This is a genomic window from Ruegeria arenilitoris (assembly GCF_013030985.1).
GTDB classification, from domain to species: Bacteria; Pseudomonadota; Alphaproteobacteria; order Rhodobacterales; family Rhodobacteraceae; genus Ruegeria; species Ruegeria arenilitoris_B.
Map to the genome: position 1 here is coordinate 132,642 of NZ_WPYP01000007.1, position 19,920 is coordinate 152,561.

Genomic DNA, 19,920 nt, shown 5'->3' on the forward strand with positions numbered 1-19,920 from the left:
ACTCCTCATCCTGCCTTGTTGACCCGCATGTACCATTCAACCAAGCGCCTGACCTGTCGGCGCGTATACCCGCGACCGATCATGCGATCGATGAACTCGTTATGCTTGGCTTCAGTTTCCTTATCCCTCTTGGCCCCAAAACTGATGACCGGCAGCAGATCCTGAATCTGACCGAACATGCGCTTTTCGATAACGCGTCTCAGCTTCTCATATTTGCGCCAGTCGGGGTTACGACCGCGATTGTTGGCCCGCGCGCGCAGCACGAATTTGACCACTTCGTTCCGGAAATCCTTGGGGTTGGAAATTCCGGCCGGTTTTTCGATCTTTTCAAGTTCCTGTTCCAGAACACTGCGATTGAGGATCTGGCCGGTATCCGGGTCCTTGAAGTCCTGATCTTCGATCCAGGCGTCAGCAAACGCGATGTATCTGTCGAAAAGGTTCTGGCCAAAGTCGGAATAGGATTCCAGATAGGCTTTCTGGATCTCGTTACCGATGAATTCCGCGTAGCGTGGCGAAAGGTCGTCCTTCATGAAAGACAGGTACCGGCTTTCAACCTCGTCGGGGAATTGCTCGCGTTTCACCGCCTGTTCAAGAACATAGAGCAGATGAACCGGATCGGCGCCGACTTCTTCGGTGTCGTGGTTGAAGGTCTCGGACAGCACCTTGAACGCAAAGCGCGTAGATGTGCCCGTCATCCCTTCGTCCACACCGGCCGCATCCCGGTATTCCTGCACTGACCGCGCCTTGGGATCGGTATCCTTCAGGGTTTCACCGTCATAGACGCGGAGCTTGGAAAATGTCGGCGAGTTTTCATGTTCTTTCAATCGTGTCAGAACGCTGAACTGGCTCAGGATGGACAGCGTTTCCGGTGCACATGGGGATTCGCCCAGACTGCTTTCCTCAAGCAACTTTTCGTAAATCCGGGTTTCATCCGAGGCACGTAGGCAATAGGGCACCTTGACCAGACTGATCCGGTCCAGGAAGGCCTCGTTGTTCTTGTTGTTTTTGAACTGCTGCCATTCTGCTTCGTTCGAATGCGCAGCGATAATACCCTGGAAGGGGAAGGCACCGATGTTCTCTGTGCCCGCATAAGACCCCTCCTGCGTGGCGGTCAGCAGGGGATGCAACACCTTGATCGGCGCCTTGAACATCTCCACGAATTCCATCAACCCCTGCGTGGTGCGGTTCAGAGCACCGGAATAGGAATAAGCGTCCGGGTCGTTCTGGCTGAATTCCTCCAGCTTGCGTATGTCGAGCTTCCCAACAAGCGAAGAAATGTCCTGGTTGTTTTCATCGCCCGGTTCGGTCTTCGCAACGCAAATCTGGCGCAGTTTCGACGGATAGAGTTTGACCACCGAAAACCTGGAAATATCGCCATCGAACTCCTGCAGGCGCTTGACGGCCCAAGGCGAAATCAATCCGTTCAACAACCGTTTGGGGATATTGTACTTGTTCTCCAGCAAATCTCCCATCCGGGCGCGGTCGAAAAGGCCAAGCGGAGATTCAAAGATTGGGCTGACCTGATCACCCGCCGCCAGCGCATAGATCGGCTGCCGCTCCATCAGGTTTTTGAGGATCTCGGCAAGCGTTGACTTGCCTCCGCCGACCGGCCCCAAAAGATAAAGGATTTGCTTGCGTTCTTCGAGACCCTGGCTGGCATGGCGGAAAAAGCCAACGATACGCTCGATGGTTTCCTCGACGCCATATATGTCCTGGAAGGGTTTGTATCGCTTAATTGTTCTATTAAGAAATATGCGACTGAGACGAGCATCCTGACTGGTATCAATAAGGTCTGGCTCGCCAATCGCGGCGACCATCCGCTCGGCTGCGGTAGCCCGCATAGTCGGGTCTTCACGACATTCCAGCAAATAGTCCTGCAAAGTCATTTCGATGAGCTTTGTCCGCCCATACTCTTCTGCAAACTGCTCGAAAATTTCCATCTTTAAAGTTCCTCTAGATTTCGTACTCCTTCGTCTCAGCGCGCTAAGTTCATCCTAGTCTACCACAAAACTGGCTCGTAATTGTCTAATTTCTAATCACAATTTGTTTCCCGTCCGTTGCTCTATTGAAACTAGTATTCCTTAATGCCTGAAAAACCCGCAACTACGCGCCCTTTTTTGCCGCCTTGGACGTGCCGACATTCCATCTTCGATTTGGGTTTACCCCGACCGATGGCGAACACTGCCAACGCAGAGAGAAGACCGTGCATATCTGCAAGTGCCTCACTGGCGATTACGGGGAGCAAGATGCCGAAAAAGGTGTAGACAAACAGGCCAGCTGTTGCTCGCGCCCGGTCGTCTGGAACGCGCACGGAAAACTCAGCGAATGAGGCGAGTTAGGTGAAACCGTAACTCGCAGCACGGGTAGTGCAGGTGCCGATCAGAACGAAGGCCAGTAACTTCATCCAACCGCCCATAAAACACGGAAAGGTCGAGGATTTTCACCATCGCCCCAGTGTTTCCCGCGGCATCGCTGCATCCCCGAACAGGCGCACGGGGTACATTCGGCACGGACATGACAGACCGTGAGCGTCAGATCGCAGCGACCAATTGGACCTCGACAGGCGCATTTCCCGGAAGCGTGGCGACTCCAATCGCGGCACGCGCCCCGACCCCATCAGCGCCAAGCACCTCTTGCAAGTGCAATGACGCAAAATCGGCCAGTTTGGCGTGCGCGGTGAAGCCGGTTTCTGCGGCGATGAACACCGTCAGGCTCACGATGCAACCGAGTTTCTCTCCCTCTCTCAACTGGCTTCTCACCGCAGCCAGCGCATTCTCGCACGCCAGAACGACCGCCTCTCGGTAGTCCTCAAGCACCGCATCCGCGCGCACAGGGCCGGTGGCCATCAGCTTGCCATTCACCCGTGGTGTCATGCCGGAGCTGTAGATTGTCGCCCCATGACGCTTTGCCGGAATATAGTGCCCCTGAGGTATGGGGAGAGCCTGTGTCATGCGCGGTATCTTTCGATCAAGGTCGCCATACGCTCAAGCGCTTCCACCGAAGCCTCGTGATCCTGCGAGAAGTTGAACCGTACGCTGTCCGCAGTGTGCGGGCTGAACTCGGTTCCCGGCGTTACTGTAACACCGGCCTGAAGGCGCAGAATCTTGACAAAATCCGCGCTATCGACCGAAAGCCTCGGCAAGCGGGGGAACAGGTAGCTTCCGGCCCGTGGCGTCCGCGCGAAGACACCGTCAACGCCGCGCAGGATTTCGAGAAGGTCGTCGCGGATTGCCTGATGGCGGCGGATGCGTTCGTCCATCCACCCCTCCGGCTCGTCAAACCAGCCGCGCAATACGGATTGGGAATACCCAGCGGCCCGCAGGCTAACGATGGCCTGAAGTTTCTCCATTCTCGCAATTATTTTTGTCGAGCCGAACGCAACCCCCAAACGGAACCCCGACAAGGATTCGGTCTTGGACGGTCCCATGATCGTCAGCACGTTTTCAGGGTTCGGGCAGGACGCGCGCAAATGGGTGTATTCCACACCACTGTACCGTAGACGGGAGTATAGCTGATCCACGATCACAAACCCACCGAAGCGATCGGCCAGATCGGCAATCTGTCGGATTTCCTCGGCGGAGTAGATTACACCAGCAGGGTTGTTGGGGTTGGAGAAGAGGAAGAGTTTCACGCCAGCCTTGAACGCGTCCTCAAGCTCTCCAAGATCCAGCCCGGCCTCGTCGCCGGAAGCCTCGGTGTAGTTTATCTGCACAGGAACAATCTCGCCTTCAAAGAACTCCACCAGTTTCCGGTTTGCGAAGTAATCCGGCTGAACGATCGCAACCTTTTCACCACGTGTCACTGTCGACGCAATCGCGAGGAACAGTGCGCCTTGGGTACCGGGTGTGATGATCAGCCCATCCGCTGCATTGACCGGTGCTCCGGTGAAATCTGCCAGACGCGGCGCGAGCAATTCCCGAATGCCAATGTCGCCACGATATTCGGTATAGGCCTGAGCGCCGCCGGCTTTGTAACCCGCCTCAAACAGCTCGAAAGCGCCGGGAGTCGGCTCGTGCGCGTCCACATCACCATGTGAAAAATCGATCGGCCGCCCTTCAAGGACGTCCCCGAGCATCACTTCTTCAATTCCGGCAGCGGTTTGGCGAACCTCCTGCCCCGGTGCGTTATCGGTCCCCAGCTTGTGGAACTTGCCTTCGATAGACATCGCATACTCCTGAAAGCGGATTGGCACGAAGCCCATCCGCCTCGCGTATCGGGCCCATATCTACGCTTCGAATAAGCTCAGAAAAAGTTTGCTACATGTATCTTCAAAAGATAGAAAATCTATCTTATGGATACGCGTTTCCTGGAGTCCTTCGTTGCAATTGCCGAATGCGGGTCGATTGCCGAGGCCGCCCGCCGCTTCAATCTAACCCCCGCCGCGATGTCCCAAAGGCTCCGCGCGCTGGAAACGGAACTGGGCCACAAGCTGATACGGCGCGCTGGCCGGACCGTGCGCCCGACCGCTTCTGGACTGGCCGTTTTGCGCCACGCGCCTTTGGTGCTCGGAAGCATTGAAGATCTGCGCTCAATCGCAGCCGACGGAGAACCGGCAGGACGTTTGCGGATCGGGGCAACGGCCACCGTTTTGTCAGGGATACTGCCTGATGCCGTCGCCCGTCTGGGCGCCTCCTATCCGAACATCGAGCTCTTCCTGCAACCGGGGTCATCCGCAGCCCTATACCAGGGCGTGCTTGACGGCGATTTGGATGCCGCTGTCATTGTGCGCCCGCATTTCGCGATTCCAAAATCTCTGAACTGGCTGACAATCAGGGAGGAGTTCATGCTGCTGATTGCGGCGCATGGAATCGACATCACCGATCCGAACGCCGCCATCATGTCACATCCGTTTATCCGCTATGACCGCAATCAATGGGGCGGCCAGATCGTCGAGCGCTATCTCCAGCGGCACCATTTGGAGGTACAAAAATGGCTCGAACTCGACGCGCTGGATGCCATCGCCTCGATGGTCAACAAGGGGCTCGGCGTGGCGATCGTACCGGATTGGGCACCGCCATGGCCTGAAGGGTTAACGCTTCAAAGGCACAAGCTGGCCGATTGCGAAATTCGCGAGACCGGGGTTCTTTGGTCATCCTCCAGCACCCGAAGTGCGGCGATCAACGCTTTCGTCAGCATCTGCTCCGCTTCAAGAGATGGCGATTCAGGGTAAACCTAGAAAACGCTCGTGGTGTCTTGGCAGAGAGCGCCCCGGAAACCGTCATCCCGATGGGCCAAAGACCGGTCATGCACTAACAATCCAATCGGAACACTCAAGTGGGGCTGATCAGGTGGGAGCCGCACACCGAACTTTGCAAAGTTTGCTTACTACGCGTTGCTGCCATTTGTAGGGCTTGGTACCTCTCCGACGGATCCACAAACGAAGTATTCAGCTCATACGATACCCAACATTTCTGAGTGTCACGATCCGCTGACCTTCTGCACCAATTTTACGTCTGAGGCGCCCGACATATACATCGACAACATTGGTCAATGGATCTTCATTCATACCCCAAACCGAATTCAAAATCCGCTCTCTGGATAATACGCGCCCAACATTGGTTAAAAACAAAAGGAGAAGATCGCGCTCTTTTTTTGACAGCTGGATTTCTTGACCATCAACAGCAACCTGAAGGGATTGCCTGTCAAATGTAAGTGCTCCGCATGTAATCACAGTGTTGCTGAGGTCATTTGCATAGCTGTTGGCGCGGCGGTGCAACGCTTCTATCCGAGCGATGAGTTCGTCGAAATCAAAGGGTTTAGGAAGATAGTCGTCTGCACCAATCTTCAACCCTTCTACCCGTTCCTCAGAACTATCCAAGGCGGTCAACATCAGGATAGGGATTTTTGACTTTCGGGCACGTAGCTTGCGACAAACATCTTGTCCCTGAATTCCCGGTAACATCAGATCCAACAAGATAATATCATAATTGCCGGAGGCTACGTGCTCCAAGGCATCTTCCCCGCTTGGTGCATGATCTACGGACCAACCTTCAGCAGACAATCCGCGGCGTATGAAGTCAGCTACGCGGGTTTCGTCCTCGACAAGTAGAATATTCATAGTGTGCCTCAGTTTTCTTTCTGTCTGAAACCATGTATTTGCAAAGCTGCGTAAGGTATTACCGGCATTGCAATTTGTTTCTGAAGCAGACAGGCATTAGCCCGTTTCTCGTTGAACATCGGATTGTACAATTTTCATTCGGGGTGCTTTTGGCAACGTTATGATGATTTGCAGCCCGCCCTCCACGCGATCTTGAAGGTCAACAGTCCCTCCATGGGCTTCGACAATCGACTTAACGACCGGAAGCCCGAGACCGCTTCCCTCGATACCCTGCCCCGAGGCGTTTGAGCCCCGAAAGAACCGATCGAATGCCTGGGACTTTTCCGCTGCACTAAGTCCGGGACCGTCGTCTTCGATTGTAATCGAGCAAGACGCGAGCCCTTCTTCCAATGTTGCGCTGATTGTTGGGCCTCCGTATCGTCGTGCATTTTGCAGCAACGCGAGTACTGACTGGCGAAGCCGAACCTCATCGACCGAAGCCATCACCATACCTTCCGGGCTTTCGACCTGAACCGGATCAGGAAACATCGCCACGGCATCCCGCACCACCTTTCGTAGGTCCGTTTCCTTGCGATCCAGCCTAAGTTGACCCGCCTCGAACCGAGCGACCGTTAGCATGTCATCAACGATTTGATTGGTGTGCTTTGCGGAATCGCGAATACGGGCGAGCGAGTCGGAAGTATCCTCTGACAGCGTGTCTGATGTCCTTAAAGTAACGTCGGCCTCTCCAAGGATAATTGCCAGTGGTGTCCGCAACTCATGACTAATATCGGCCATCAATCGTTTGCGGTTCTCTTCGCCCATCTCAAGCTTGTCGATTAGTTGTTGAAGCTCGAATGTTCTAGCTGCAACCGTATCTTCAAGTTGCCTTTTTTGCTCGGCGCGACTTGCTTCGCGGGCGGCCAAACCTTCCGCCATGCTATTCAGAACAGTGCCTAATTCTCTGAATTCACGGCTACCACCAAGATCTACGGGCTTCGAATAGTCGGCCCTGCGCAGGCGCCCAACGCCGTCAGCAAGCAACGTAAGTGGTTTTCTGATTTGGCGGTTGAACGACACAACGGCCACCAGTAACACGCCTATGGCGGCAAGAACGATCACGTAAACCAATCGCTCATTCCATTTTCGAAAGGTTGCTGCTTCGGCCAAAACTTCTTCAACCTCCTCCACTTCTTCATCTAGCGCAGCCTGAATTTTTTGATCAAGTTCATCGTCAATATCCCCGTCCAGCAAAGCGGCCAGGCGCTCGATCCGCACAAATGTCTCAATCGGGCTACCTACCTCTGAAAGGTTTGCGATAGCTGCGTTGACGGCTTCTATATCGTCTTCGATCTCATCAAGAAGCTCCAGTTCCTCGAACTCCTCTTCGCCCACCATCTGGATTTCCCGGGCAATGGTTTTTCGGATGGCATCCAAAGTCCGGGCGATTTTCTCCTGCAGCTCTACTTCGCTTACCCCATCATCCCGATCGCCAATTAGAAGAGCGTCACCGTGTTGCTTGAACAGGCGGTACAGATCCGCCTCAAGCCTCAGATGCAGGCCGTATGACTCTTGAGCCAGTGAAATCCGGGCATCCCACCATCGGGTTTTTTCAAGGCTGTACAGGGTAAGGCCCGCAAGCCCACCCAAAAAGCCGACCAGAACAACGGCATAGATTCCAAACAGAGTAGACGAACGCATATCAACAGACCTTTGACTTCTGCTTCAAACTAAGCGGGATGGCGTCTTCGGCCAATACAATGGTGGCTGACGAAAACTCTTGCAGAGACTCAAGCAACTCGACCCTGTGATGCAGGCAAGACGTCCACCTGATAGACGCGATGACGACGATGTCAGCTTTGCCAAGAACAGCGCGCACGAAATCCAATTGCAGGGTCTGAAGTGGCAACAAACCTTTACCGTTCTCCGCCAAACATTGATCAAGGCCGCGGGGCGCCGCGAGGAGATCGGACAGCCCAAAAATCCGCATGACCGTTGTTATCTTTCGGTCGCTCGGTCGCCTCCGACAGCTCAGCGTTGCAGATCGGCGCAAACTTCCCTGAAGTCCAACATGGTTGTCTCCGATAAAGGCGATTTTCGGAGTAACAGCTTGCCCACCATAACAGACATCAACGCCATCGTTTGCGTCGAGCCCGGCGATGATACGCGCGAGGCTGTTTGCATGTTTGTCTGTTAGTTTGGAAACTGATCCGGGCGGGGCCACAAATGAGATAGGCACCCGGTCGAATTCTCCAGTCACCTTGATGGCAACCGGACCGTTTTGATTTGTTGCAGATCTGGTCACCACTGGTTCTGAAAGCAGCCTTTCGGCTTTTTCACGGGCGACCCTCCACGCGCAATATTTGTCCCACGCCCCGGCCAGATTTTGCAACGGCAGGGCAATCAACGCCAATACCGACAGGCAAGCTGCAACTGTCGACGGTGCAATGGCGTGCCGACTGGCCTGCCAGAGCATCAGCAGACCGGTTAACGCGACACCCAGTTGCAAGACTGCCTGAAGGCTGGTTGTTCTACCGCGACGCGCCAGCGCATCACTGCGTAGTGATGCGCCCTGTCTATCAAGCTTACGCAATTCACGGTCGGTCCGACCCATCAGGTCCAGCTCGGGCGCGATAGAAATGCGTTCAATCATGGAAATGGCAATGTTGGCGCGATTTCGACGAAGTTTTTGATGGCGCCGGGCAAGATGCCAGGCCAGCAATCCCATAGCGACCAGTGCAACACTCAGAGAGGCGACACCATAGATCGCAAGCATAGGGTTAAGGAAATACAGAATGGAAGCCGCGCCAGGTATCACAATCATTGCAGACCAAGCATCCGGTAATCCGCGACCAAACCAAAGTCGCGCTGCAGACAAGTCACCAACAAACCTAAGGGACAATGCGCCAACGCGGCGTTTTTCGTGTCGGGACTTTGGAAGTTGCGCGATCTTCCGATACAGCGTCCGGCGCAATGAAATTGCGTAACTTTGGCCAAGCGCTTCTGCGCGATATCGTGATAACAGCATACTTGCCGCTGCAACGGTACCGGAGATCGCCAGTTGCAAGACAGTATTCGTTGCGAGTGCATCTCCTGCGTGAAGCGTCGCAAAAGCATCCCGTGTGGCAAACGCTGCGAAAGCCAGCGCAATAGCCTTCACGATGCCACAGGACACCACGAGGACCGCATCAATGATGCGGTCCCGTGTGGCCAATCTAGGGAGGGGGGTCATGCGGCCACATCTTCTGGTTCGCGCCGCATCAACGGCGCAACATGTTGGGCGATTATCGCTGGCGACCAAAGATCTTCGCGCGATAAAATCGGGCGGCCGGTTACCTCTGCTGCTTCGGCAGCGGCCAATGGGGAACAACTGACCTTCCCGGATACCGCAAATGGGCTGAGACCCACTTTGTTCAGAACGGTTACACCGCCCAATGCACTCAGCGCGTCCGGCGCAGCGAATAAAATGCCGTCCAATCGATCCCGAATGCGCGAGGATTGTAAGATAGCCCGCGTTTCCTGTTGAAACACACCATCGGCAATCTCAACAACTACAACTTCGGCACCGCGAGACGCTGCAGTTGCGACCAGTGTATCAAATCCGGATTCGATCGCTGCAAGTGGCATCCGATAAGTGGTGGCCATACCAACATCCGTGAAATCGAGGGCCGGCGCACCGCCATCTTCGAAACTGTTGAAGTCACCAAAGGCTCCGGTTCCGGTGGCTTTGACACCGGCGACGGCAACTCCAGAACGCATAAGCCCATGGCCAAGGCTTGATGCGGCTGTAGTTTTTCCTGAGTTCATCGACGCTCCAAACACGCCAATAACGGTTACTTTGTCATTGGCTGGAAGCGACGGCAGCGCATAGTCTGCCACGTTGATCACGTGACCCTTTGCATCGGTCAAAAGGCCGATGGGCTTCAATCGTGTTGGTTCGTCCATGCTGACATGGGCAGCGTCCACGCGACCTGCGACGCCGCCACCAGCGACAAGATCGATAAGATCATCATCAATCACCGCGCTGGCAAGAAACTGGTCTGGTGCGTACCGGTCGCCCAGAGCCAGAACAACGTAATCGCCCGGGTAGCTGACTGAGGCGCGACGTTCCGCCAATTGGATTTTCTTGTGATGACCGATCTCGGCGATCTCACAGAGGATAAGATCCCCTGCTTTTGCAGTATTCAACTGCGTGGAAAGCCCATGTACATCGGACCGATCAACTCTGCGCGTTGTAAATGCCCATTTTGCGACTTCGCAGGCAACAGGCGAGACGTGTGGAAACTGTGTCATGCTTTGCTCCGTGACTGGCTGTTCAGTGAAATCGTTTTGCCAGAGTGATGTGAGAACAATTGCAATGTGGAATGAAGGGCTGGCATGCGTTCAAATGAACAACAAATGAACACTTTTTCCGGGATCCGCGTTTCTGCCTCAAAGCACTTTTTGCTAGTTTGATCTCCAGTGTGCTCTTGTGGGCAGCCACTTAGAGAGTGCAAACGAACGGTCTTCGATCAGTCATCATCACCGCCATCGTCACCACCTCCACCGTCATCCCCGCCATCATCCCCGCCATCATCCCCGCCATCATCGTTGCGATCGTCGCCACGGTCATCGTCTCTATCCCGTTCTCTAGACCCTCCGTTGTTGGCTCCGCGATCATCTTGACCTTCGTTTCGATCTCCACGACCGCTGCGGTCACCAGTGCTACCTATCTTGTTTTTTGTGCCCCTGCGTAACTCAATGATCGTGATGCGATTGTCTCGGTTGCGGTCAATGTCCTCAAGAAGTCTGCGCGCACCAACTTCTCCAAATGCGGCGGTCAGCTCATTCAAGCTCAGGACACCGTCAGAATTCGTATCAACAGACCGAAAACTGGCAGTTTGCGCCGCTGCTTTGTTGAACTGGCTGTCACCAATCAAAAAAGTGAAAGCCATTAAAACGACGCAGATCGTGTAGCGAAAAATCCCCGACTTGCGTTGTGCTGACTTACTTCCAGTCTTTGTCACAGACGATCCCCTGCTCGTCGGTTGTTTATGTGAACCAACGGTACTTAATTCCAGTAGGACAATATGGCTCGCAGAGATGAATAGGGCATATAGGCAATATGAACGTTGGATGAACGGTGATTTCCATGCGAAAAGAAGGCTTGGTTTTGTTGATTGGAAACCTCTCGGTGTCAAATCAAGAGATCAGAGCCGCAGAAACAGAAAATGCAGTTTTTTCAGTTTCCTACTAGCAAAACTCGGAGGGCAGTTGCTGCGCAATTGCCGCCTTTGGTCCTTGCGAAATAACCTTCCTGGCCTCTAAACCTAGGCTCAGGACCCATTGATTTCTGTCGGGCGAGGTGATCCACGGTTCGAAAATCGAGTGGTAAACATGTCTGAACTTTTCTGGCTGACGGATGCGCAGATGGCGCGTCTCGAGGATTTTTTTCCCGAAGCACCATGGCAAGCCACGTGTTGATGATCGGCGTGTGTTGAGCGGTATTATCTTCATAAATCGCAATGGCTTACGATGACGCGATGCGCCCGCAGCCGATGGCCCGCACAGAACGCTATACAATCGCTGGAAGCGGTGGAGCGACAAGGGTGTCTTCGCCCGGATGATGGCCGGTCTGGCCGCCGAGCATGGCGAACGGAAGACCGTCATGATCGATGCGACTTATCTCAAGGCCCACCGAACAGCGACCAGCATGGGCGTGAAAAAGGGGGGCGTAGTCGCCTGATCGGCCGCACCAAGGGCGGTATGAATACCAAGCTGCATGCCATCTGCGAAAGCCAGGGACGCCCGCTTGATCTGTTCGTGACCGCTGGACAGGTGAGCGATTACATCGGGGCAAGAGCCTTGCTTAGCAGACTGCCGAACGTTGATTGGCTGCTCGGGGATCGCGGCTATGACGCCAATTGGCTCAGAGAAACGTTACAAGACAAAAGGATACGCGCATGCATTCCGGGGCGAAAACAACGCAAGAAGCCCGTCAAGTACGATAAGCAACGCTACAAACGCCGCAACCGGATCGAAATCATGCTCGGCAGGCTCAAGGACTGGAGGCGTGTTGCGACCCGTTACGACAGGCGCCCAAAGGTCTTCCTTTCAGCCATCGCTCTCGCGGCCATCCTCATCTACTGGCTTTGAAATTCAATGAGTCCAGACCGGAAGGACTATCTCCTTCTGGCGTCCACACTGCTCACAGGTTATTGCCTTTGTTATGACTGAAACTCTGCCTTCGTGCCCCGAATGTTCCTCTGCCTACACTTACCAAATGGATGCCCTGCTTATCTGCCCAGAGTGTGCGTATGAATGGGCCGCCGGTTCGTCATCTGACCACGCTGCGGAGGTGCTTGATAGCGTGGGCAACGTATTGAGTGACGGAGACACTGTAACTGTTGTCAAAGACCTGAAGCTCAAGGGAACGTCCTCCGTCATTAAGGTCGGAACCAAGGTCCGAGGAATCCGGTTGGTCGACGGTGACCACGACATCGATTGCAAGGTGCCTGGGATAGGTCCAATTGGCCTGAAATCTCAATTTGTGAAAAAGGTGTTCGGGTAAAGTTTGAACTGTGAACCTCGTAGCTGTGAAGTTCTAGTGTCCGGGCGATTGAATCGCCAGCACCTAGGCCGCGAAGGTTCGCAAGCTGCCTTTCGCAATTGCAGCATTCTGACTATCGACTAACGACAGCTCAGGGTTCTTATGACCTGTCTGAACTTGCCGCAGAGAGGGGCCGCTGCGAACCCATACCTACACACGTCGTTTGTCTAAATCCCCGCTGGGACGCCTCCCGTTACGGGTAGATTGATGCCGGTCACATAGTTGGCTTGTGGTCCGGCGAGATAAGCTACAGCGTTGGCAACATCCATCGGTAAACCGGCGTCGCGTAGCGCCACATTCTCATACCTTTTGGATTTCACTTCCTCGATCGTCATCCCGTGCTCTGATGCCAATCTGTTGTTTGCCGCCATGTGCATGTCAGTTGAGATATAGCCTGGGCAGACCGTGTTGCAGAGTATTCCGTCCACACCAAATTCCGCAGCTATGGTCTTCGTGAAGCCAACCAGACCATGTTTCATTGCTGTGTATGCGCCAAAACCAGGCTCTGCGCCTAGACTTCCGGTAGAGCCGATGTTGATAATCCTGCCGCCACCGGACTTTTGCATAATCGGTATGACAGCCTGAGCCATCATCATCGGGCCTAAGATATTGACCTGAAAGCTGGTTTCCCACTGACTAGGCGTGGTCGAAAGGAAGTTATCCGATCCTGCAAGCGACCCCGCGTTGTTCACAAGAACATCCACCGTATCAAACGCAGCAAGAGTAGCCGCGATGCAATCGTTAACATCGGATTGCCTTGTCACATCCAGCTTGACCGCAATTGCTTTGCGCTGACTTGAAGTTAATTCGGAAGCTAAATTCTCTAGCAGGTCCATTCTGGATTGGGCTTCACCATTTATGGACAACACTCCGTCGATATCTGCGACGACCAAATTTGATCCGTCCTGAGCAAGCCTAAGCGCAATCGCACGGCCAATGCCATTGGGAGCGGATGCTCCTGTAACGATTGCGGTTTTTCCAGAAAGGACGCTCATAAAACCTAACTCACGAAAGCTGATTATCCTAAGACATAGGCTCATGAAGGGCTCGAAGACGCAACCAGTTAGCGAACGGTAGCTTAGTTGCGCTCTCCCGCTTTCCTAACCTGGGAAATCCAACGTCCGATTTATGCGGTTTGCAACTTGCCGCACAAACGAAGTGCTGAAGCACACTAAATGGCGGCTCAGGGCTCTGTTACCGACCTTCCTGTAGCACGTCGTCGCGCTGACCTGCGGCTCAATGCCAATTTCATTGCAAAAGGACTGTTCGGCTTGCGGCGCCTTCCGCTGTCGAACGTTCACCGCTTTTCTGGTCCAACTGTGCCGGTTGGGTCAGGTTCGTGTGACGTTCAACAGGAAATGTGGAACGTCACTGATTTTTGACTCAGTCGGCCACTAAAACCTCAGGAAATGAGTAAATCGCGTCATTCAATTCTGACCCAAACGTCAAGCATTTCTGACCCAGAGCGAAAGGCTGCCCTTCGTTGAAGCTGCGGCGAAGGTGTCGAACGAGCCCAAAGATACCGATGCTGCATTATCCACCAGGGACAGCTTTCTGGATGCTAGGCTCTCTGAATGTCGAGTTTCCAAATGAATGCTCAGTGGTACTAGTTTAGTTGCTAACTAACTACCTCTATCGACTGGCTCGATGCCGCGAGTGTTGCGACATGCGATTTTAATACTTCAACGAACTGGTCGCGCGCTTCGTTTGGTTCTGAATGCAGTGGAAAGAGAAGCCCAAACGACATCCAGCGTTCAGGCGAAATTGGAACTGTCCGAACACGGGTCTGATCTACATCGGCGGCCACGAGTTCATCTGCGATTGTGACACCACCGCCATCTGCTACGAGAGCACATGCCAGCGAAGAAGATGCGACTTCGCAAGTCTGTTTTGGGATAACCCCTGCGGATCGAAACATATCATCCAATTGATCGCGCAATAGCAGTCCGTGCATGAGGCGGACAACAGGAACGTCAGCCAGATCGTCAATGGAAACTTCCATCAGATCGGCAAGCGGATGATTAATTGGAACGACGGCTTGCGCTCTTACGCGCAATAGCAGCTCGGTTTGGATGTCGGGGTGTTCGACGGGAAGCGCGCCAATGCCCACGTCATATTCCCGACCCGCCAGCCACTTCCCAGCCTCTCTGCGGGCGCGTACATCTAGGCTGACATTTGTGTCAGGGTTCGCCCTTACAAATTGACCGACAGCAGGGGAAGCCAACGCGCGAGCTATGCGCGGCATGGCGACGATGCGAAGGTTCTGGGTGCGGCCTGCACGAATCTCGGCGGCGATGCCGGGGATTTCATCCAGGTTGTCGAGGATGCGACCAGCTTCGCGATAAAATGCAAGCCCCTCGGGTGTTGGAGTGAGGTTCCGGCCGCTTCGATCAAAAAGATTAAGCCGCAACTCCCCCTCGAGTCCAGAAATCAATCGGCTCACCGCTGGTTGCGAAAGGTGCAGTATATTTGCTGCTGCTGCGAGTGATCCTTCAGACAGCGTTGCTCTGAATGCACGAAGCGCTTTGATGTTCATGTTCGTCACCATCACTTACATCTTTTGCAATTAAACTAAACATATTTGCATTTTTCGCAATCGCCAACATCTGCTAGGTGAGATCAGGAGAGGAATTAGGGAGGACTCTATGAAACGTAGAACACTCATTTCTGCCGCACTGGCAGGCATCGCCCTTGCGGCAACAGCGACAGCCAGCTTTGCGGATGACTGGCCCAAACGCCCGATCAATCTGGTCGTGCCTTACAAGGCAGGTGGCGGCACCGACGCCTATGCCCGCGCCATCTCAGCGGCAGCCGAGGGCATTTTGGATGTCCCCGTAGTGGTCGTGAACAAACCTGGCTCGGGTGGCTTGAATGGTGCCAATTCTGTCGTCGGCGCCCGGCCCGACGGCTATACTATGATGATGACCTCAGGTGGCTCGTTCTTGCTGTCCACCATGACCCGCGACACTGACATTGATGCGCTGGACAGCTTTGAGTTCGTCGCACAGGTCGGCCAATTGCAAACCTCGCTGATGGTCCCGAAGAACAGCCCGTTTCAATCCGTTCAAGACGTGATCGACGCGGCCAAAGCTGATCCTGGCTCGCTTCGTTGGGCGCATTCAGGCCGAGGAGGTTTCCACCATGTGGGCGGTCTGGGATTTCTGGCCAATAACGGCATTGAAGCGCAAGACGTTCCATTCAAAGGTGGTGGCCCGACCCGTGCTGCTCTCATCGGTGAGCAAGCCGACTTCGGCTTCTTGGGCGTGCAGCAGCTTGCCGGTTTCGAGGACCAACTGCGCGCGCTGGCAGTCAACAGCCAGGAGCGGGACGGCATCATGACGGATGTGCCTGCCTTTGGAGAATTGGGCATTCCGTTTGCTGCTGTCTCCTCGCCGGTAATCGTGTTTGCTCCGAAGGGCACGCCTGCCGAGGTGGTCGCAGCGATGGAAGCCGCGCTTGCGCAGATTTCGGCCAAGCCCGAGTTCGCCGAGCTGCTGGCTTCGCGTGGGACCGGTCCTGTCTATCAGAATGGCGCGGATGCCAAGGCAACGCTTAGCGCTATGAAAGAGGACGCCGCTCCGTTGGTCGAAAGTCTGACTAATTAAGTCTTCAAGACCGGGGGATCGATGATGCCCCGGCCTTTTTTGCCCACGCGTTGTTAAGGGAGGATGACATGCGCGCTTATGCCGAAGGTTTGGTGCTGGCGGCCGTTTCACTTGTGGCTATTTGGGGCGCGTGGCAGGTGCCCGCTGCATCGCCCGGAGATACCTGGGCCGGGATTGTTCCCTTAGCCGCATCCGTCGCTCTTTTGGGCTTGTCTGGTCTCTTGCTGATGGGTGCATCCCGTCAGACAGGCGATGTCGCCACCGCCAGCACAGATAATGGTGCGACCGTTCAGATCATTGCGCTGTTCATCATTGCGTTGATCTACCAACAGTCATTCCGCTGGTTCGGGTATCTACTACCTACGGCCATCGTGGCTCCCATCGTGCTATATATGTTCGGTGTGCGGAGCTGGATCGGCCTTGCGGTTTCTGTAGTCACCTGCCCGCTGTTTTTTCACCTCATCTTTTTTGTGCTGCTTGATGTCTTCCCGCCCTATGGCGAAGTGTTCGACCTACTCAGCTGGATACAGAGGTAAGTCTCATGGAAATTTTTCCCGCCCTTCTTTCGGTCATCACTGATCCGATGCTGCTCTTTGCCATCGTTCTTGCTGCCGCTGTTGGCATGATCGTGGGCGCAACGCCGGGTCTGACAGCTTCAGCGGCAATCGCGATGCTGCTGCCCATCACCTTCTATATGTCGCCCCTCTTTGCGCTCGCCTTTCTTTATGTGATCGGAAAATCCGGACGCTATGGCGGTTCCATCGCAGCAATCTTGTTTAATACGCCTGGCACAGCCGCGAGCGCCGCGACGCAGATTGACGGCTATCCACTGGCTCGCGCTGGTAAGGCGGGTAAAGCAATGAAGGTTGCCACGATCTCATCCGTGATCCGCGATCTCATGGGCGACATTTTGTTGGTTGTTGGCGTGGGTTTCATCGCAGCAATTGCTCTGAAACTCGGACCACCTGAAACCTTTGCCATCTATTTTGCAGCCTTTGTCGTGATTGGCTCGGTGATCGGAAAGTCTATCGTTAAAGGTCTGGCTTCCGCGCTCCTGGGTATTCTGGTGGCAATGGTGGGACTCGATCCGATTTCCAGCGAAGAGCGCTACACATTCGGCTCGTTCGACTTGTCCAATGGCATCGGCTTGGTGCCGCTGATGATCGGTGTCTTTGTCTTGGGCGAAGTCTTTGCGCAACTTGAAGAGCGGCGCAAAGCAACCGGCGAGACTAAAGAAAACGAAAGCTCGGCTGATGGCAATGATCTGACATGGGAGGAATACAAACCATGTCTGCCCCATGCTTTTCGCGGTGGATTTATCGGTGCGGGCATTGGTGTTCTGCCGGGCCTGGGTTCAGCGATTGCGGCTTTTATCTCTTATGGGGAAGGCAAGCGTCGTGCGAAAAACCCTGAACAATGGGGTAAGGGCGCATTGGAAGGCGTGGCTGCGCCAGAAGCGGCCAACAACGCGGTGTCCGGCCCGTCCATGGCTCCTCTGCTGACTTTGGGCATTCCAGGCTCGACCATCGGCGCGATCCTGTTGGGCGTGTTTCTGATCCATGGCATCCAGGTCGGGCCGACGCTATTTCTGACCGACAAGGAACTTGTCTACAAACTCTTTGCCTGCGGGATGCTCGGCATCCTCGCCTATGGCCTGATCGGATATTTCGGAGCCACACAAGTCGCCCGACTGATCCTGAAAATCCCGACCAACGTTCTCTATCCGCTGATCTTCATGACAGCCTTCGTTGCGGCATACTCAGCACGCGGATCAATGTTCGATGTGACGGTTATGACCTTTGCCGGTTTTGCCGGATGGCTGATGCGCAAGCATGACTTCAACATTGCGGCATTCGTAATTTCCTTCGTTCTGGCCAAAGGTGCGGAAGAGACGTTCCGGCAATCCCTGCTGATGTCGGATGGCGGCGCGCTGATCTTTGTTGAACGCCCGATCGCGCTTGCCTTCCTGATCCTTGGTGCCGGGGCCATTGCCTTTCGCATTCGCGGCATCGTGAAAGAACGCAAACTGGCGCAGGGAGGGTTGGGCGATGCTTGAATGGCAGATCATGCAAGGCAGCTTTTCCAGCACAGATATGCGGCACATCTGGTCTGAATCCTCGACAATCTCTGCATGGATCAAAGTCGAACAAACGCTGGCGCGTGCACAAAGTGATGCGGGTCTTGTGCCGAATGAAGCTGTTGTTGCACTCGACGGGTTTTGCATCGGAAAGCTCGATCAGGAGCGCTTGCGGCAGGACATGGCGCTTGTCGGGCGACCCATTGTGGGATTGGTCGGGCAACTGCGCGAACACGTCGGCGAGGATCTCGCCAAGTTCGTCCATTTCAATAGTACGACACAAGATATCATGGACACAGCGCTTGCGATGCAAATGAAGCTCGGTCTGGCGACCCTGTTGAGCGACCTCGATCATCTCGATTCCTCCCTGACGGGCCTGATCGAGGCGCACCCCAACACGCGAATGATCGGGCGCACCAACGGGCAACACGCGATCCCGATGCTGCTCCGTACCAAGTTTGAAGTCTGGCGCGAGGAGCTTCTACGTCGTCGCGAGGTTACCACCGAAGCGGAAAAGCGTGGGGTGCTCGTTCAGGTCGGCGGGCCGTTAGGGGATTTGTCGAATTATAGCGATGGAACGGGGGCAGAGATAAAGATGCGAATGGCAGAGGCGCTTGGTCTGGGCGTTGCAGAACCTCATTGGCAAAATGCGCGTGACGGCGTAGCCGATATTGTCACCGCCCTCGGCGCACTGTGTGCGACGATCTGCAAAATAGCCCACAACATCAACCTGCTTTCATCCAGTGATATCGGTGAGGTGCACGAATGCCATGAAAACGGTAAAGGTGCTTCATCCTCAATGCATCATAAACGCAACCAACGGGCCAGTGAATTTGCCGAGGCCGTCGCAAGATTGGGGCGCCAAAGGTCGGAGCAAATCGGGGAATTGACCCTGCACCAACATGAGCGCTCTGGCGGTGTCTGGGTCGGCGAGTGGCTTGTCGTTCCTGAAGTGTTCTTGCTGTCGTCAGGGGCTTTGTCATGGGCAAATCGGATGCTGTCAGAATTGAGAGTCGACGAAGGCGGGATGGAACAGAATTTAATCTGAGAAGAGTTAAGAAACGATAGCCGTCATTCGCGCTGTTGCGGCGAATGACAACACTGTACCGCATTGCGGTCGTCGCAGAAGGTATCTCGAATGGCAGGTTTCGCAACCACCGGGTGATTGGAGACACCGCAACATAGTACAAACTTTGCTGAAGGGGTGGTATGTGAACCGCCTTCTGGTTGAGCACGCCACCCATAACTGCTTGTCGCAAACCACACCACAAGTTTTCTGCCCATTACTTTTGAAGACGCAATCCAATATCCAGACCGGCTGCGTTTCCGCTCGGCTACATCGGATGCGGCCTGAAGCGAACAAACCAATGGAGGGTGCCATGTAGCAAAGAAACTACATGAAATGCCGCTACAATGACCCATTACAAACGCAAAGTCAGATCAAACGAAACGATCTTTGGGATCACGAAAAGGGGGTGTTGGGTCAGTTTATGACGCAAAGGTCAAATCCGTCTGACATCTTACAGGAAATCTGGAACGTCACAAACCTTTGACCCAATCTGCAGCCAAAACCTAAAGAAATCGGCAAATCACGTCATTCAATTCTGACCCA

Annotated in this window: 16 protein-coding genes and 1 pseudogene; 7 read left to right on the plus strand and 10 right to left on the minus strand. The window is 54.4% G+C overall.

The window, feature by feature from the left end; all coding sequences use genetic code 11:
- Positions 1-5: 5 nt before the first annotated feature.
- The 3 genes from GOX88_RS14975 to GOX88_RS14985 form a co-directional block, all read right to left on the minus strand.
- Positions 6-1,940: a PrkA family serine protein kinase gene (locus GOX88_RS14975; protein ID WP_170403411.1), complete on the minus strand. Its 1,935-nt coding sequence runs from the start codon at positions 1,938-1,940 to the stop codon at positions 6-8.
- Positions 1,941-2,531: 591 nt separating this feature from the next.
- Complete coding sequence (locus tag GOX88_RS14980; RefSeq protein WP_170403414.1) at positions 2,532-2,951, minus strand: RidA family protein; 420 nt, start codon at positions 2,949-2,951, stop codon at positions 2,532-2,534.
- Complete coding sequence (locus GOX88_RS14985) at positions 2,948-4,165, minus strand: pyridoxal phosphate-dependent aminotransferase (protein WP_170403416.1); 1,218 nt, start codon at positions 4,163-4,165, stop codon at positions 2,948-2,950. Before GOX88_RS14985 ends, GOX88_RS14980 begins: the two co-directional genes overlap by 4 nt.
- 126 nt (positions 4,166-4,291) lie before the next feature.
- Between GOX88_RS14985 and GOX88_RS14990 the strand changes: the two genes are divergently transcribed.
- Complete coding sequence (locus GOX88_RS14990; RefSeq protein WP_170403419.1) at positions 4,292-5,170, plus strand: LysR family transcriptional regulator; 879 nt, start codon at positions 4,292-4,294, stop codon at positions 5,168-5,170.
- Between the two features lie 216 nt (positions 5,171-5,386).
- Here the strand turns inward: GOX88_RS14990 and GOX88_RS14995 are convergent, their stop codons facing one another.
- The 5 genes from GOX88_RS14995 to GOX88_RS15015 form a co-directional block, all read right to left on the minus strand.
- On the minus strand, positions 5,387-6,058 hold the full coding sequence (locus GOX88_RS14995) for a response regulator transcription factor (protein ID WP_170403422.1): 672 nt from the start codon (positions 6,056-6,058) through the stop codon (positions 5,387-5,389).
- Positions 6,059-6,154: 96 nt separating this feature from the next.
- Positions 6,155-7,738 carry a sensor histidine kinase gene (locus tag GOX88_RS15000; RefSeq protein WP_170403425.1) on the minus strand — a complete coding sequence of 528 codons (1,584 nt, stop codon included), beginning with the start codon at positions 7,736-7,738 and terminating at the stop codon, positions 6,155-6,157.
- Position 7,739: 1 nt separating this feature from the next.
- Positions 7,740-9,269, minus strand: a complete 1,530-nt coding sequence (locus tag GOX88_RS15005) for an ABC transporter ATP-binding protein (protein ID WP_170403427.1) — start codon at positions 9,267-9,269, stop codon at positions 7,740-7,742.
- The gene (locus tag GOX88_RS15010) at positions 9,266-10,330 is read right to left on the minus strand and encodes a DUF1611 domain-containing protein (protein WP_170403430.1); all 1,065 of its coding nucleotides are present in this window, start codon (positions 10,328-10,330) and stop codon (positions 9,266-9,268) included. The genes GOX88_RS15005 and GOX88_RS15010 overlap by 4 nt, the downstream gene beginning before the upstream one ends.
- A gap of 218 nt (positions 10,331-10,548) precedes the next feature.
- The gene (locus GOX88_RS15015) at positions 10,549-11,043 is read right to left on the minus strand and encodes a hypothetical protein (protein ID WP_170403433.1); all 495 of its coding nucleotides are present in this window, start codon (positions 11,041-11,043) and stop codon (positions 10,549-10,551) included.
- Positions 11,044-11,413: 370 nt separating this feature from the next.
- Between GOX88_RS15015 and GOX88_RS15020 the strand changes: the two are divergent.
- Positions 11,414-12,172, plus strand: a pseudogene (locus GOX88_RS15020) (IS5 family transposase).
- A 73-nt stretch (positions 12,173-12,245) separates the two neighbouring features.
- A complete protein-coding gene (locus GOX88_RS15025; RefSeq protein WP_170403436.1) occupies positions 12,246-12,587 on the plus strand; it encodes a zinc ribbon domain-containing protein YjdM in 342 nt (113 codons plus the stop codon).
- A gap of 206 nt (positions 12,588-12,793) precedes the next feature.
- Here the strand turns inward: GOX88_RS15025 and GOX88_RS15030 are convergent, their stop codons facing one another.
- Together GOX88_RS15030 and GOX88_RS15035 are read right to left on the minus strand one after the other, a co-directional pair.
- Positions 12,794-13,621, minus strand: coding sequence for an SDR family NAD(P)-dependent oxidoreductase (locus GOX88_RS15030; protein WP_170403438.1), 828 nt, complete (start codon positions 13,619-13,621; stop codon positions 12,794-12,796).
- A 623-nt stretch (positions 13,622-14,244) separates the two neighbouring features.
- Entirely contained in the window at positions 14,245-15,162 is a 918-nt protein-coding gene (locus GOX88_RS15035; RefSeq protein WP_170431425.1) for a LysR family transcriptional regulator, read from the minus strand.
- 109 nt (positions 15,163-15,271) lie between these two features.
- Between GOX88_RS15035 and GOX88_RS15040 the strand changes: the two genes are divergently transcribed.
- The 4 genes from GOX88_RS15040 to GOX88_RS15055 all read left to right on the plus strand — a co-directional run bounded on the left by GOX88_RS15040 (position 15,272) and on the right by GOX88_RS15055 (position 19,356).
- Positions 15,272-16,231, plus strand: coding sequence for a tripartite tricarboxylate transporter substrate binding protein (locus GOX88_RS15040; protein WP_170403443.1), 960 nt, complete (start codon positions 15,272-15,274; stop codon positions 16,229-16,231).
- A gap of 68 nt (positions 16,232-16,299) precedes the next feature.
- The gene (locus tag GOX88_RS15045) at positions 16,300-16,767 is read left to right on the plus strand and encodes a tripartite tricarboxylate transporter TctB family protein (protein WP_170403446.1); all 468 of its coding nucleotides are present in this window, start codon (positions 16,300-16,302) and stop codon (positions 16,765-16,767) included.
- 5 nt (positions 16,768-16,772) lie between these two features.
- On the plus strand, positions 16,773-18,287 hold the full coding sequence (locus GOX88_RS15050; RefSeq protein ID WP_170403448.1) for a tripartite tricarboxylate transporter permease: 1,515 nt from the start codon (positions 16,773-16,775) through the stop codon (positions 18,285-18,287).
- A complete protein-coding gene (locus tag GOX88_RS15055; protein ID WP_170403450.1) occupies positions 18,280-19,356 on the plus strand; it encodes a lyase family protein in 1,077 nt (358 codons plus the stop codon). The genes GOX88_RS15050 and GOX88_RS15055 overlap by 8 nt, the downstream gene beginning before the upstream one ends.
- The last annotated feature ends 564 nt before the right edge of the window (positions 19,357-19,920 follow it).